The sequence below is a fragment of the Cohnella sp. 56 genome (assembly GCF_037963805.1).
In the GTDB taxonomy this organism is placed as follows: Bacteria; Bacillota; Bacilli; order Paenibacillales; family Paenibacillaceae; genus Cohnella.
In genome coordinates this window covers 19,456-33,473 of sequence record NZ_JAZDQE010000013.1, presented here as the reverse complement: position 1 = coordinate 33,473, position 14,018 = coordinate 19,456, and the positions used below count along the sequence as shown (strand labels likewise).

12 protein-coding genes are annotated in these 14,018 nt (G+C 63.0%); 4 read left to right on the top strand and 8 right to left on the bottom strand.

The features are described 5' to 3' along the window. Positions 1 to 336 precede the first annotated feature (336 nt). The 6 genes from VQ071_RS20855 to VQ071_RS20830 all read right to left on the bottom strand — a co-directional run bounded on the left by VQ071_RS20855 (position 337) and on the right by VQ071_RS20830 (position 8,924). Positions 337 to 804 (bottom strand): acyl-CoA thioesterase, encoded by a 468-nt coding sequence (locus tag VQ071_RS20855; protein WP_340516161.1) that lies wholly within the window; start codon positions 802 to 804, stop codon positions 337 to 339. 79 nt (positions 805 to 883) lie between these two features. Continuing rightward, positions 884 to 2,638 (bottom strand): pyruvate kinase, encoded by a 1,755-nt coding sequence (gene pyk, locus VQ071_RS20850; protein WP_340516160.1) that lies wholly within the window; start codon positions 2,636 to 2,638, stop codon positions 884 to 886. A 161-nt stretch (positions 2,639 to 2,799) separates the two neighbouring features. Then, positions 2,800 to 3,765, bottom strand: a complete 966-nt coding sequence (locus tag VQ071_RS20845) for an acetyl-CoA carboxylase carboxyltransferase subunit alpha (RefSeq protein ID WP_340516159.1) — start codon at positions 3,763 to 3,765, stop codon at positions 2,800 to 2,802. Then, positions 3,755 to 4,642: an acetyl-CoA carboxylase, carboxyltransferase subunit beta gene (gene accD, locus VQ071_RS20840; RefSeq protein ID WP_340516157.1), complete on the bottom strand. Its 888-nt coding sequence runs from the start codon at positions 4,640 to 4,642 to the stop codon at positions 3,755 to 3,757. Before accD ends, VQ071_RS20845 begins: the two co-directional genes overlap by 11 nt. A gap of 173 nt (positions 4,643 to 4,815) precedes the next feature. Then, entirely contained in the window at positions 4,816 to 5,004 is a 189-nt protein-coding gene (locus tag VQ071_RS20835) for a glutamate decarboxylase (RefSeq protein WP_340516156.1), read from the bottom strand. 164 nt (positions 5,005 to 5,168) lie between these two features. Next, a complete protein-coding gene (locus VQ071_RS20830) occupies positions 5,169 to 8,924 on the bottom strand; it encodes a DNA polymerase III subunit alpha (protein ID WP_340516155.1) in 3,756 nt (1,251 codons plus the stop codon). 101 nt (positions 8,925 to 9,025) lie between these two features. Between VQ071_RS20830 and VQ071_RS20825 the strand changes: the two genes are divergently transcribed. From VQ071_RS20825 to VQ071_RS20815, 3 genes are all read left to right on the top strand, one after another. Beyond that, complete coding sequence (locus VQ071_RS20825) at positions 9,026 to 9,352, top strand: YtrH family sporulation protein (RefSeq protein WP_340516154.1); 327 nt, start codon at positions 9,026 to 9,028, stop codon at positions 9,350 to 9,352. Positions 9,353 to 9,356: 4 nt separating this feature from the next. Then, complete coding sequence (locus VQ071_RS20820) at positions 9,357 to 9,857, top strand: hypothetical protein (protein WP_340516153.1); 501 nt, start codon at positions 9,357 to 9,359, stop codon at positions 9,855 to 9,857. Positions 9,858 to 9,945: 88 nt separating this feature from the next. Continuing rightward, positions 9,946 to 10,260, top strand: coding sequence for a YtpI family protein (locus VQ071_RS20815; protein ID WP_340516152.1), 315 nt, complete (start codon positions 9,946 to 9,948; stop codon positions 10,258 to 10,260). On the opposite strand, the gene VQ071_RS20810 is transcribed toward VQ071_RS20815, so the two are convergent. Further along, positions 10,232 to 11,569, bottom strand: coding sequence for a DRTGG domain-containing protein (locus VQ071_RS20810; RefSeq protein ID WP_445293326.1), 1,338 nt, complete (start codon positions 11,567 to 11,569; stop codon positions 10,232 to 10,234). The two genes, VQ071_RS20815 and VQ071_RS20810, sit on opposite strands and share 29 nt — an antisense overlap. 159 nt (positions 11,570 to 11,728) lie before the next feature. Between VQ071_RS20810 and VQ071_RS20805 the strand changes: the two genes are divergently transcribed. Further along, complete coding sequence (locus VQ071_RS20805; protein ID WP_340516149.1) at positions 11,729 to 13,078, top strand: sensor histidine kinase; 1,350 nt, start codon at positions 11,729 to 11,731, stop codon at positions 13,076 to 13,078. A 57-nt stretch (positions 13,079 to 13,135) separates the two neighbouring features. On the opposite strand, the gene VQ071_RS20800 is transcribed toward VQ071_RS20805, so the two are convergent. Further along, positions 13,136 to 13,723 (bottom strand): hypothetical protein, encoded by a 588-nt coding sequence (locus tag VQ071_RS20800; RefSeq protein ID WP_340516148.1) that lies wholly within the window; start codon positions 13,721 to 13,723, stop codon positions 13,136 to 13,138. Positions 13,724 to 14,018 lie beyond the last annotated feature (295 nt).

Sequence of the window (14,018 nt, the reverse complement as noted above, 5' to 3'; positions counted from 1 at the left end):
TAAGGGACGCACCGCCGGAACAGCAGCAGCTTCTCCACTGCGCCGTTATGTCTTTCTCCCGCCAATCTCCTCCTGTCCGAAGGGGATATCGTTCAAACGGCGCGAAAAGCCTTCTCCTGTCCAAAGGGGATACCGTTCAAACGGCGCGAAAAACCTCCTCCTGTCCGAAGGGGATACCGTTCAAACGGCGCGAAAATCCTCCCCCTGTCCGAAGGGGATACCGTTCAAACGGCGCGAAAAACCTCCTCCTGTCCGAAGGGGATACCGTTCAAACGGCGCGAAAAACCTCCTCCTGTCCAAAGGGGATACCGTTCAAACGGCCACAACTCTGCCCCGTCAAGCCTGGTCGCAAAGTGTTTGCAAGGCGGTCCATATATCTGGCGCTTCCCGGTCCATGCGAATCGGCTTCCAGCTTCGGTTCACCCACACATGCTGCGTAGTACCCGATACGAGCAGCTCGCCCTCCGGCTCGGCGCCGCCAGCACTGCCATGTCCGCCGGTCAGATCGCCCTTGTATACGCGCGACTCGAAGCTGACCCGCAGCGCCGTCTTCTCCGCCACCCGCGTACAGACAGTGACCCATTCGTCGTATCTCGCTGGCTGCGCGAAGGCGATATCGAGCTTGATGAGCGGCAGCAGCAAGCCTCTGGCCTCGATGTCCCGGTAGTCGTAGCCCGACCTTCGGATCCATTCGGTCCTCCCGATCTCGAACCAATTCACATAATTCGCATGGTAGACGACCCCCATCTGGTCGCATTCCTGATAGCGTACCCTGAGCGGGTGCAGCATCCACGCGCTTGCCATTCTGCAGTTCCCCCTCTTAATCAAAAAAACGGGACGAAGCGGAGAGTTCTCCTGCTTGCGTCCCGCCGTTTGGAAAAAATTACAGCACTTTGGCTTGTCCCGTGTAGATGACGCCGTGCTCGGCGTACAACGTAATCTCCATGCCGTCATGCAGGAGCTGCGTCGCATTGTCCACGCCGATAATGACGGGAATGCCGAGGTTGAGGCCCACAACCGCCGTATGCGACGTGATGCCGCCCGTCTCGGTGATGACGGCCGCAGCCTGCTGGATCGCCGGCATATACTCTCTGTCGGTCGCAGGCGTGACGAGGATCGCGCCCTCGGTCATCTTGCGCGTCGCTTCCTCCGGGGAAGTCGCGACGACGACGCGGCCAGTCGCGCTCTGCGAGCCGATGCCCTGTCCCTTGGCGATCAGCTCGCCGATGTTGTGGATCTTGATCAGGTTCGTCGTGCCGGAGCGGCCGACAGGCACGCCGGCCGTGATGACGACCGTGTCGCCAAGCCGCACGATGCCGGAGCGGATCGCGCCTTGAACGGCGATGTCGACCATCTCATCGATCGTAGAGGCGGACTTGCCGTCCACGGTGACGACGCCCCAGACCAGCTGCAGGCGGCGGCGAACCTGATCGACCGGCGTCACGGCGATGATCGGGGACTTCGGACGATACTTGGACACCATGCGCGCCGTATAGCCGCTCTCCGTCGAGGTGACGATCGCCTTGGCGTTCAGGTCGAGCGAGGAGTTGGCGACGGCCTGGCTGATCGCCTCGGTCACGGTCGTCTGCTGCGCCTCGGCCTGCTTGGTGAAAATCTCGCGGTAGCGCAGCGCGGACTCGGCGCGCTCGGCGATGCGGGACATCGTCTGCACCGATTCGACCGGGTACTTGCCTGCGGCCGTCTCGCCGGACAGCATGATCGCGTCGGTGCCGTCGAAGATCGCGTTCGCGACGTCGGACGCTTCGGCGCGCGTCGGGCGCGGGTTGCGCTGCATCGAGTCAAGCATCTGCGTCGCCGTGATGACCGGCTTGCCGACGCGGTTGCACTTCTCGATCATTTGCTTTTGCACGAGCGGGACTTCTTCGGCCGGAATCTCGACGCCGAGATCGCCGCGCGCGACCATCAGGCCGTCGGACACTTCGAGGATCTCGTCGAGGTTGTCCACGCCCTGCTGGTTCTCAATCTTGGAGATGATCTGGATATAACGCGCGTCGTGCTTCTCGAGCAGCTCGCGGATCTCCAGCACGTCGCTGGCGCGGCGGACGAACGAGGCGGCGATGAAGTCTACGCCCTGCTCGATACCGAAGCGGATGTCGCTCGCGTCCTTCTCCGTGATGCCCGGCATGGAGATCGCGACGCCGGGTACGTTGACACCCTTCTTGCTCTTGATCGGACCGCTGTTGACGATCTGGCACTTGATCTCGGTGCCGTCGATCGCCGTGACGGTCAGACCGATCAGACCGTCGTCGATCAGGATGGTGGAGCCGACATGCACGTCGCCCGGCAGGTCCTTGTAGGTGACCGGAATCCGGTCGCGGTCGCCGAGAATCTCCTCGGTCGTGAGGGTGATCGAATCGCCTGCCACCAGCTCGATCGGCTCTTCCTTCAGCTTGCCGAGACGAATCTCGGGGCCCTTCGTATCCAGCAGGATGGCGACCGTCTTGCCGAGCTCCTCGCACGCCTGACGGATATTTTTGATGCGGTTGCCGTGCTCTTCATAATCGCCGTGGGAAAAATTCAGACGGGCGACGTTCATGCCGGCGTTGATCAGTTTTTTGGTGTTTTCCAGCGACTCGCTGGATGGACCGATCGTACAGACGATTTTTGTTTTGCGCATGATTAATGTGACCTCCATTGGTGTCGGGCAGACGCCTTCGAACCGTATATCACCAGTTGTGCCCGCCGGGACAGCGGTTCAGACGCCTGTCTCGTAAATGCCCAGGTTAAAATTCATGCCGAACGCCCGTCCGGTAGACCGGAAGGGCGCACAGCCTTGCCTCATACTAGCTCGGGCGCGGCGAACTTGCCTACGCTGCGGAACTTGCGGTAACGGTCTTCGATCAGCGCCTCTGGCGACATCGCGGACAGATCCTCCAGATGGCGCCAGATCGCCGTCTTGACGGCTTCGGCCTGCCAGGACGGGTCCATATGAGCGCCGCCCTTGGGCTCCGGGATGATCTCCTCGATGATGCCGAACGACTTCAGGTCCTTGGCCGTGATCTTCATCGCCTCGGCCGCTTGGTCCGCCTTCGAGGCGTCCTTCCAGAGGATCGAAGCCGCGCCGTTGGGCGAGATGACGGAGTAGATCGCGTTCTCAAGCATGAGGACGCGGTTGCCGACGCCGATCGCCAGCGCGCCTCCGCTGCCGCCCTCTCCGACAACGACGCAGATAACGGGTACCCGGAGCATCGCCATCTCCTTGAGATTGCGGGCGATCGCGTCGGATTGACCTCTCGCCTCGGCCGAATCGCCAGGGTAGGCGCCCTTCGTGTCGATGAAGGTGACGATCGGACGGCCGAACTTGTTCGCCTGCTGCATGAAACGCAGCGCCTTGCGGAAGCCCTCGGGATGCGGAGAACCGAAAAACCGCTGAATGTTGTCCTTCGTGTCTTTACCCCGTTGGTGGCCGAGTACCGTCACCGGCACGCCGTTCAGCTTGGCGATGCCGCCGACGATCGCCAGATCGTCCCCGTACAGCCGGTCGCCGTGCAGCTCGACGAAGTCTTCGAAAATCTCGTTGATGTAATCGAGCGTGGTCGGCCTGGAATGCACGCGGGCCAGATGCATGATCTGGGCGCCGGACAGATTGCTGTAAATCTCGTCTTCGAGCTTTTTGTAGGCTTCCTCAAGACGCGCGATCTCTTCGCTAAAGTCGATCTTTTGCTCCTCGCCGACTTTTTTCAGATGATCGATCTTGCGGCGCTGCTCGGAGAGCGGACCTTCGAAGGGCAGCTTATTTTCCATCTGCAGGACCTCCTACGCTATGCATGTCCAGCAGCTTGGTCAGGAAAGCCTTCATATCCTTGCGGTGCACGACCTTGTCGAGCTGGCCGTGCTTGAGATTGAACTCCGCCGTCTGGAAGTTGTCAGGCAGCTTCTGCCGGATCGTCTGCTCGATGACGATGCGCCCCGCAAAGCCGACGATCGCACCGGGCTCTGCCAGGATGTAGTCGCCGAGGCTCGCGAAGCTCGCGGACACGCCGCCGAGCGTCGGATCGGTGAAGACGGAGATGAACAGGCCGCCGTCCTCCTGGAACTTCGCGAGCGCGGCGCTCGTCTTCGCCATCTGCATGAGGCTCAGAATGCCCTCCTGCATCCGGGCGCCGCCCGACGTGGAGAAGATCAGGAGCGGCAACTTCTTCGCGGCGGCCAGCTCGATCGCGCGCGTCACCTTTTCCCCGACTACGGAGCCCATGCTGCCGCTGAAAAAGTCGAAGCTCATGACGCCGACGACAACGGGGAAGCCACCAATCTCGCCTTCGCCGGTCACGACGGCATCCTTGAGTCCCGAGTTTGCCTTCTGCTGCTCGAGCTTGGCCTTGTAGCCCGGGAACTCCAGCGGGTCCTCGGAGGTGAGGTCGGCGTCGGTCTCAAAAAAACGCCCGTCGTCGAGCGTCATCGCGATGCGCTCCAGGGCGTTGAGACGCGAATGATGCCCGCAGGTGGAGCACACCTTCAGGTTTTTCTCCCATTCCTTGCTGAACTGAATGTTGCCGCACTTGGGACAGCGGTTCATCAGTCCTTCGGGAATCTCGCGTTTGGGCCGTTCTCCGGCCGCGGGGGTCTGGGAGACGGATGGTACGGTTGCATATTTCTTCTTCTGGAATAAATCCTTAAACACAGCGACACCTCACAAGGCGCAAAAATGGCGGTCCCGCCGGCAGCGGGCGGCTCTCCTCCGGCAACAGCTCCCGAAATGGAGTTATACGGCCCGCACGGACGAAATCCGCAACTATCAGGCGCGACATGCATAGGACGATCCGACCCGCGAAGGACGGCAATCTGCCGCATGAGTCACATATGCAATATACTGCCGAGCACTTCTTGAACTTCCTGCACTTCACCGGAAGGCACCAATATCTCGTATTGCGGCTTGGTCAGATTGATCGCCCGGATCCGAACGAGGAAGCCCTCGCCCTCCAGCCGCTTCTGAATTCGCTCCGCAATCTTGGCGGTCGGCGCAATATAAATGACCGTCCACATGACGCGGTACCTCCATAGGCATTCGATTCTGCGATAACAATAAAGAAATGATAGCATACAAGGCTCGGGACTAGCAACCTAACGTCGAGCTGCCGCTTCACCCATAGCGGCGCGCGGCAGTGTCCGGTTCGCATGCGGACGCCGAAGCGCCGGGCGCCTGCATGCTACTTGATCCGCGCGCTGCCGCTGCCGAGCAGCCGCTCGATCGCCGCCGTCAGCGCGGGCGCGGGCGCGATGCGATAGGCTTCGTTCAAGGCGAGCGTCTTGCGCTCGCGCTCATAGTACAGCACGGTCGTCAGCGGACCCGGATATGCCGCGAGGATCGTCTGCAGATCCTTCAGCACGCCGGTAGACTCGTGCGCTTCGTCGATCCGCACGTACAATCTCGGAGCACCTTCTCCCGGGCCTGCTGCGCCTGGCCGCCGCTGCTGGCTCGCCGGGGAACGCACGACGGACGTCGCCCGCTTCGCGCCCTCGGGCGATGCCGCGGCAGGCGGCGGGGCGGACGGGCGGACGCCCCGTCCCGCCTCTGCGGCGCGCCCCTGGCCGCCGCGGTAGCCGCCCGATCCGCCGCGCCGCATACGGGCGGCCTCCCGCTGCAGCGTATCCGCCGCCAGCGGCACGATCTCGTCGGCCAGCAGCTTGAAGTCCTCGTCCCCAAGCTGGAGCTTGGCCCGCACGAGCACGAGCGCCCCCTTGCCCGCGAATGCGGACGCCGTCTTCCAGACGGAAGGGAATACGACCAGCTCGGCGCCCATGATCCGGTCCTCCAGCTCCAGGAAAGCCATCGCCTGTCCGCTCTTGGCGATGATCGGCTTGACCGAGACGACCATGCCGGCCGTCACGACCTGGGAGCCGTCCTCCGCCTCCGCGAGATCGGCGAGCCGATCCAGCCTCGCCTCCTCCCAGGCGCCGTCGAAGGCATCGAGCGGATGCCCCGACAAATACAGGCCGAGCAGCTCGCGCTCGAGCTCCAGCGTCTGGGTAGGGGTGTGCCGGGCCACGTCGGGCAGATCGACCTCCCAGTTCGGCGCATCGCCGAGGTCGAACAGCTCGAGCTGCAGCTCCTCCTTTTCCTTGCGCCAGACGGCGGCCGCCTCGACGGATTCGTCCAGGGCGGCGAGCAGCTGCGCGCGGTGCCCCGGCAGCGTATCGAGCGCGCCGCACAGCAGCAGCGACTCGAGCACGCGCTTGTTGCAGGTCCGCGGGTCCACGCGCCTGCACAGATCGGACAGACTGTCGAACGGACGCTCCGTCCGCTCCTTCAGGATGCTCTCGATCGCCTGCGTGCCGACGTTCTTGACGGCGGCGAGCCCGAACCGGATGGCGTTGAACGCCGGCTCCGCAGCGCCCGCTGCCGGGGCCGTCCCCGCGGCTGCCGCGCCCGCTGCCGCTGCCGGGCCGGCGGCTCCCGACCGGACCGGCGTGAACAGCACGCCGCTCTCGTTGACGTCCGGCGGGAGGACGGGAATGCCCATGCGGCGGCATTCGTCGACATATTCGGCCGTCTTGCGCTGGTTGCCGATGATCGAGGTGAGCATCGACGCCATGAACGGCACGGGATAATGCGCCTTGAGATAGGCCGTCTGAAAGGCGAGTACGCCGTATGCGGCCGCATGCGCGCGCGGAAAGCCGTAGTCCGCGAAGCGCAAAATCATATCGTAGACGCGGTTCGCTTCCTCCTCCGTATACCCTTGGCCCAGGCTTCCCTTCACGAAATGCGCGCGCTGCTCGTCGAGAATCTCGCGTTTCTTTTTGCCGACGGCGCGGCGCAGCAAATCCGCCTCTCCGAGCGAGAACCCCGCCATCCGCGAAGCGATCTGCATGATCTGCTCCTGATAGACGATGATGCCGTGCGTATCCCGCAGGATCGGCTCCAGGTCCGGATGCGGATATTCGGCCGCGATCTCGCCGTGCATCGTCTTGATGAACTGCGGGATGAACTCCATCGGACCCGGCCGGTACAGCGCCACGACGGAGATGATGTCTTCGAACGTCCTGGGCTTCATGTCCCGCAGCACGCGCCGGATGCCCGTAGATTCCATCTGGAACACGCCCGTCGTGTCGCCGCGTCCGAGCAGCGCGTAGGTGGCGGGATCGTCGTACGGAATCTCCTCCCAGCGCAGCGCCTTGCCGGTCGACTCCCGGACGCTCCGCATCGCGCGCTCGATGATGGACAGGTAGCGCAAGCCCAGGAAGTCCATCTTGAGCAGGCCGACGGCCTCGAGATGCTCCATCGAGTACTGCGTCAGCGGCACACCGTCCGTGCCTTCCTGGAGCGGCACGTAGTCGGTGAGCGGCTCGGAGGAGATGACGACGCCCGCCGCATGGGTGGACGCATGCCGGGGCATGCCCTCGGCTCTGCGCGCCATGGCGATCAGCTCCGAGATCGGGCCGCCCTTGTCCATGAGCGCACGGAAGTCCGGATTGTCCTTCGCGGCGCGGGCGATGGACATGCCGGGCATGCCGGGGATCAGCTTGGCGGCGCGGTCCACATCGCCGTAGGGCAGGTTCAGGACGCGCCCGACATCGCGCACGGCGGCCCGGGCCGCCAGCGTGCCGAACGTGATGATCTGCGCGACGTGGCCGCTGCCGTACTTGTCCGCCACGTAACGGATAACCTCGTCGCGGCGCTCGTCGCTGAAGTCGACGTCGATATCGGGCATGCTGACGCGCTCGGGATTGAGGAAGCGCTCGAACAGCAGCTTGTGCGCGAGCGGATCGACGTCGGTGATGCGCAGACTGTAGGCGACGATGCTGCCGGCCGAGGAGCCGCGGCCCGGTCCTACGGCGATGCCGTGCTCGCGCGCGAAGCGGATGAAGTCCCACACGATCAGAAAGTAGTCGCTGAAGCCCATCCGCGCGATGACGTCCAGCTCGTAGCGGAGGCGCGGCTCGGCCTCGGCCATGCGCGAGCCGCGGACGTCTGCGCCGGCCGCGGCGGAATCCCCGCCGGCCGGACTGTCCGCAGCCTCCGCCCCCGTCCGGCCGTATCTCTCCTGCAGCCCCGCCAGGCACAGCTCGGCCAGATACGTCTGCGCGGTCAGCCCCTCGGGAATCGGCGAGAAGCGCGGCAAAATATGCGCGCCCAGCTCAAGCTCCAGCTCGCACCGGTCGGCGATGAGCGCCGTATTCGTCACCGCTTCCGGCCGGTGGCGGAACAGCGACGCCATTTCCTCCTCGCTTTTCAGATACAGCTGGGAGGTGCCGATCCTGAACCGGTCCTGATCGTCCACGGTCTTGCCCGTGCCGATGCAGATGAGCACGTCCTGCAGCACATGGTCCTCCTCCGCCACGTAGTGCGAATCGTTGGTGGCCGCGAGAGGAATGCCGAGCTCCTCGGCGAGCCGGAGCACGCCGGCCGTGATTCGCTTCTGATCGGACAGGCCGTGGTCCTGAATCTCGAGGAAGTAGTCTTCGCCGAACAGCTGTCGGTAGCGGACCGCCGTCTCCCGCGCCTCGGCGTCGCGGCCGTGCAGCAGATGCTGGGACAGCTCGCTGCTCATGCAGCCGCTCAGGCAGATCAGCCCCTCCGCATGCCGGGACAGCGCCTCGAAGTCGATGCGCGGGCGATAATGAAAGCCCTCCAGATGGCCGATCGTGCTGAGCTTCATCAGGTTGCGGTAGCCCGCCGCGTTTTTGGCGAGCAGGGTCAGATGATAGATCGGCTGGTCCTTGCGCGAGGCCTTCTCGAGCCGCGAACCGGACGCCACGTACGCCTCCATCCCGATGATCGGCTTGATCCCTTTTTCCCGGCAAGCCTTGTAGAAGGGGATCGCGCCGTACATGACGCCGTGGTCGGTCAGGGCCAGCGCCTTCATGCCGAGCTCTGCCGCCCGCGCGGTCATGTCCTTGATGCGCGAGGCCCCGTCCAGCAGGCTGTACTCGCTATGGTTATGAAGATGGACGAATCCGCACATTGCCGTGTCCTCCCCTTGTTCCCGTTTTTGTTCCCATTAATCGAATTGTATCATAACGGCGCGGGCGCGTCCCATACATATAAACAATGGGAGGGATGGACATGAACCGCGTCTATGCGCATGCGATACTCGACTTCTTCATTGCCTTCGGCGTGGTGCTCGGGGGCGCGATGCTGGCCGGCATGGCCGCGCTGTTCCTGTGGCGCCCGCCGGCGGAGACGGTGCTCGAGATCGCAGGCAGAATCAAGATCTGGGCGGTCGTTGTAGCCGTGGGCGGATCGATCGACCCGATCCGCGTCATCGAGGCCAACGTGCTCGAAGGGTATCTGTCGCCCGCCGTCCAGCAGATCGGCTACATCGTCTGCGCGTTTCTCGGGGCGCATCTCGCCTGCGAGCTCGTGCAGTGGATGTGCAGAAGTCCGGGGTGAGGACATGCGGGTCCCTATGTTCGCCAAGTACGGACGAGGCATGCAGGCGGCGGCCTTTTTCCTGTGCGGGATCATCGTCGGCGCTGCCATATACAGCGCGATCGTCCTCGATCAGACGAACCGGATCGTGCTGAACAACTACGAGCTCAAGGAGCAGGCGGAGCTGGCCGAGCAGCAGGCGCGGCAGCGCGAGAAGCCGGACGCGGGCGAGACGGTCATCTCGAGCATCGTGCTCTATGTCAATGAAGCGCCCGGCCAGGAACCGCTCGACGCCGTCACGGAGAGCGCGCTCAAGGAGAAGCTGCTGAGGAGTCTGAAGCGAAGCTTCCTGGGGAGAAAAATATACGAGATCGGCTCGGACGCGGCGCTCGCCCGCAGTCTGCTGGACGGCGCCGTCTATCCGGATATCGAGAAGAAGGATTACACCGTCCATATCCGGACGATGCTGGCGGCGGACGGGCGGCTGACGATATGGGCGGAAGCGGCGCCGCTGCTCCGAAGATGAGCGCGGGCCGGCCCCCCGCGCGGCATTCAATCGACGTAGGGAATATGGTACAATGAGGGACAATTCGCCTCCAAAGGAGCTGCCCCACTTGTCTAATCTCGAAGCGATCCTGTCCTGGATCTTCGGCATTGCGATTCTCGCCACGCTGGTTCTGTCCGTCAACTTCAGCTTCCGCTCCCGGCGCAGCGCCGATCCGACGCAGCGGGGCTTGCTCGCCGCGCGCATGAACATCTGCCTCGGCCTGATGCTGATCGCCCTCGCGCTGCTCCAGATGTTCATCTACAGCGGCTCGACGCTCCGGGTCATCGTCGGCTCCGTGTTTCTCGTGCTCGGCATTTTCAACCTGTTCGCGGGACTCCGCAACCATGCCTTCTTCATGAAGCGTCGATCGTCTGCGCGGTGAGCATCGCCTTGGCCATCGCTTCTCCGTCCTGCAGAACGGCCGCGACCTCGAGCTTCAGATGACGGCGGCTCGCCTCGATCAGATGCGTCCGGATCGTGAGCTGGGCGTCGATCGGGATCGTATGCAAATAATAGACCGTCATATTCTCCACGATATGCTCGTGCCTGCCCAGCTCCGCCGCCGTCCTGGCGGCGGCCTGCTGCATGAGCATCGTCAGCACGCCCTCGGACAGCGTGCCGAGCGCGCCGGACATCTGGGGCGTGACCAGTCCGGTGAACGACAGCCGTCCGTCCGCCTCCCGCACCTCGGCGAAGCCGGCCCAGACGAGCGCGTCGAACGTCTCGCCGAGCTGCTCGGGCCGATTGGCGAACTGCATGGCCCGCAGCAGCTCCGCCCGGCTGACGACGCCGGCGAGCTTGCGCTGGCGGTCCACGACGGGCAGCAGCTCGATGCCTTCGGATACCATCCGGTGCGCGGCCGACGCGATCGGCGTGTTCATCGTGACGGTCATCGGCCTGCGCGTCATGAGCTTGTCCACCGACTGGTCCGGCGAACAGCCGACGACGTCCTTGGACGTAATCATGCCGACGACGCGATTCCATTCGTCCACAACAGGGAATCTCGTATAGCCCGTCTCCTCGCTCGTCCGCACGAAGTCGGCGGCGGTCGCGGATTGCTTCAGCGCGCCGACCTTGGCCGCAGGCTCGACGAGATCCGCGATCATCATGATCTTGCGCTTGATGAGCCGGTCGTACATCGCGCGGTTGATCATCGACGCCACCGTGAACGTGTCGTGCTTGCACGTCAGGATCGGCAGCTCGCGCTCGTCCGCCAGCTCCTTGACGTCCTCGCTCGTGCCGAAGCCGCCGGTGACGAGCACGCCCGCGCCATGCGCGAGCGCGATGCGGTGCGCGCCTTCGCGGTTGCCGACGATGAGCAGGCTGCCGGCGTCGATATAGCCGGTCATCTCGTCGAGCTCCATCGCCCCGATGACGAGCTTGTGCAGCGTCTTGTCGAGCCCCTCTCCGCCGCCGAGCAGGCTCCCCTGCACGATCTCCAGCACCTCGGCGAACGTCAGCTGCTCCGGATGGCTGCGCCGCTTCCTGCCTACCCGAACCGTACCGATCCGCTCCTTGGTGCTGACATAGCCGGCCAGCCCGGCTTCCTTGAGCGCGCGGTAGGCCGTCCCTTCGGACACGTCGCGGTCCTTCGCCATCTGTCTGACGGAGATGCGCGTGCCGATCGGCAGATCCCGTATATAATTGAGCAGCTGCTCGTGCTTTGTCAGCTCTTCCCCGCCCTTGTCCATAACCGACATTGTTACGCCTCATTTCGTGGACCCGCTCTAAAACGCTGTGGGCAAATTAAGAAAAACAAGTTAAAGTATGAGATGTACGTCCTTCATTTCCATCAATGTAGCACAGCCGTCACAGCCGAGTCGAGAGATTCAGAAGGAGCGCCGCCGTACATGCAAGATTGGATATCGTTCATCAAGCTTGATCTGTTGTTCTCCATCCCGCAGAGCTTGACGATTACTTGGCTCACCTTCGCGCTGCTCGGACTAAGGCCGTCCCGCCGCTGGAAGCGCATCGGCGTCCTGGCCGTCGTCAACTCCGTATATACGGACCTGCTCATCCGAATTCTGCCAGCACCCGTCCACATATTGAATTCCATCGCCATCACGACTGTGCTGCTGCTCTTGCTCTTCAAGGATATCACGCTGAAAAAAAGGCTGCTTGCCTTGCTGTTGTCGTACGTCGTCGGCACCGTAAGCGATCTCTCGATGCTGAAGCTGTACGCGTGGATGCATGGCAGCGGCAGCCGGGAACATATACTGGATAATGCAGCCGCCTATGTCTCCGCTTTGTATCCGACGCTGCTGATCCTGTGGCTTGTGTCGGCTGCCGTCGAATCCCGATCCGCGCGCTGGTTCGACAGCCTGCGACAAGCCGGCGGATTTATCCGCAGCAACGGGCTGGTCGAGGTGCTGGTATGCCTTCTGATCCAGCTTATGGCGGGCTCCACCGTGCTGACAGCTCGTTTGCTTCAAGGCGAATACGAACGATACAAAGTGTTTGACTATATCTTTTTCGGAACGGTCCTGATGACGGTGCCGACACTGTACTTCGTCGTACGGCTCATCGACCGTACGCGCCGGCAAGCGGTACTCGCCACGCAGGAGCATTATATCGAGCAGATCAGCAGCATGTTCACGCTGATTCGGGGGCAGCGTCACGACTACCTTAACCATATTCAGGTCATGTATACAATGCTGCAGCTGGGCAAGCACGCCGAGCTGAAGGCTTATATGGCGGAGGTGGTGCGGGAGACGCATGAGGTAGGCGACGTCGTGCAGCATGAAGTTCCCGCAGTGGCGGCGCTTCTGAAGACCAAGACTGCGGCCGCATTGAGTCGAGGCATCGAATTTTCCAGCGAATTCTCAGGCTCCTGGAATTCGGAGTCTCCCGTCAAAGTCATCGATATCGTCAAAATTGCGGGCAATCTGATCGACAACGCGTTCGACGAGGTGATGAAGCTGCCGGCCGGCGAGCGCCATGTGCGCGCGGCCTTCTGTTCCGGCGACGGCTATCTCGAGCTGATGGTGTCCAACCCGGGTCCGCCGATCGACGAAGTGACGCAGGCACGTCTATTTGAGCCGGGCTATACGACCAAACAAGGAAAAGACCGCGGTCTCGGGCTGCCGATCGTTCAGGAACGGGTGGCCTACTACAACGGCACGCTGACGGTCCGATCGGACGAGCACTCGGGAACCGTGTTCCATATCCGCCTGCCGCTAAGAGCCGCACAGATGCCCTGAGCGGCTTTTTTGTTGCCTTTGCGATGACCGGTAGCGGGTGCTTCCCGGCACCGGCTGTCAGAACAGCAGCACCCAGAATGCAGAGAAGAGGATGACGTACAGGACAACGGACAACGCGATGTAAACAAAATAACGCCCCCGCTCCACCTCATGCAGCTCGAGCGCCTGAACCGCCAGCAGCAGCAGGCTAAGGATCAGCAGGCCGCCGGTCAGGGCGAACGACAGCTTGACGGACAGAAATGCCACGGCAGCCGATACGAGATATCCCGCGCCGAACATCAGCTGGGAACCGCCTTGGCAGGTGACGATCTCGATCCACGATCGCTTGCGCGCCCCCAAGCGATTGCCGACGGCGGACAAGGCTGCCGTCAAGCCGATGAGCGACAGCAGCGCGAGCAGGAGCAGCTTGAATGCCAGACTCCCGCTGAACAAGCTGACTACGAAGAGCTTGGAGAAAAACGACAATGCGTGCTCGATCCGGTTCTGGGCTGCCAGCACCCAGATGTAGAAGCCGAGGACGGACGCCGCGGCTCCCAGCAGGCCGAGCGGCAGATCCTGTGCGCCGCGAAGCGCGAGCGCGGCCGATGGATTGCGCAGCAGCGCCAGCATCGACCGTGGATTTAGCGACATGCGATTAGGGCTCATGAAGCGACCGCCTCCCTTTTCCGATTGCAGCGATCATTCCGGCACAGCTTTTGACGGAATGCTTTCGATCGACGGAATACTTTCGACGAAATGCGGCGATTTCCTCCCCGCGTCTCGGTCCTTGGGAGCTGGTGCGGAGCGCTGGCGACTGAGAGTCCTCTCGGGCAGAGACGAGACGGCGGGGGCGCGCGGATGCAACGGGAGGCGTGATTCCCACGCTCACAGGCACAGATACTCGCGCCGGCACGCCGCTAAATCGGCAGAACCGCACAAATCTGTGCGGTTCCTGTCTTGG

What these genes read in the sequence shown, in the direction of transcription:
- VQ071_RS20855 (WP_340516161.1), bottom strand. Translation starts at nt 804, where the DNA reads ATGGCAAGCGCGTGGATGCTGCACCCGCTCAGGGTACGCTATCAGGAA.
- pyk (WP_340516160.1), bottom strand. Translation starts at nt 2,638, where the DNA reads ATGCGCAAAACAAAAATCGTCTGTACGATCGGTCCATCCAGCGAGTCG.
- VQ071_RS20810 (WP_445293326.1), bottom strand. Translation starts at nt 11,569, where the DNA reads ATGGACAAGGGCGGGGAAGAGCTGACAAAGCACGAGCAGCTGCTCAAT.
- VQ071_RS20825 (WP_340516154.1), top strand. Translation starts at nt 9,026, where the DNA reads ATGAACCGCGTCTATGCGCATGCGATACTCGACTTCTTCATTGCCTTC.
- VQ071_RS20835 (WP_340516156.1), bottom strand. Translation starts at nt 5,004, where the DNA reads ATGTGGACGGTCATTTATATTGCGCCGACCGCCAAGATTGCGGAGCGA.
- VQ071_RS20800 (WP_340516148.1), bottom strand. Translation starts at nt 13,723, where the DNA reads ATGAGCCCTAATCGCATGTCGCTAAATCCACGGTCGATGCTGGCGCTG.
- VQ071_RS20805 (WP_340516149.1), top strand. Translation starts at nt 11,729, where the DNA reads ATGCAAGATTGGATATCGTTCATCAAGCTTGATCTGTTGTTCTCCATC.
- VQ071_RS20820 (WP_340516153.1), top strand. Translation starts at nt 9,357, where the DNA reads ATGCGGGTCCCTATGTTCGCCAAGTACGGACGAGGCATGCAGGCGGCG.
- VQ071_RS20845 (WP_340516159.1), bottom strand. Translation starts at nt 3,765, where the DNA reads ATGGAAAATAAGCTGCCCTTCGAAGGTCCGCTCTCCGAGCAGCGCCGC.
- VQ071_RS20830 (WP_340516155.1), bottom strand. Translation starts at nt 8,924, where the DNA reads ATGTGCGGATTCGTCCATCTTCATAACCATAGCGAGTACAGCCTGCTG.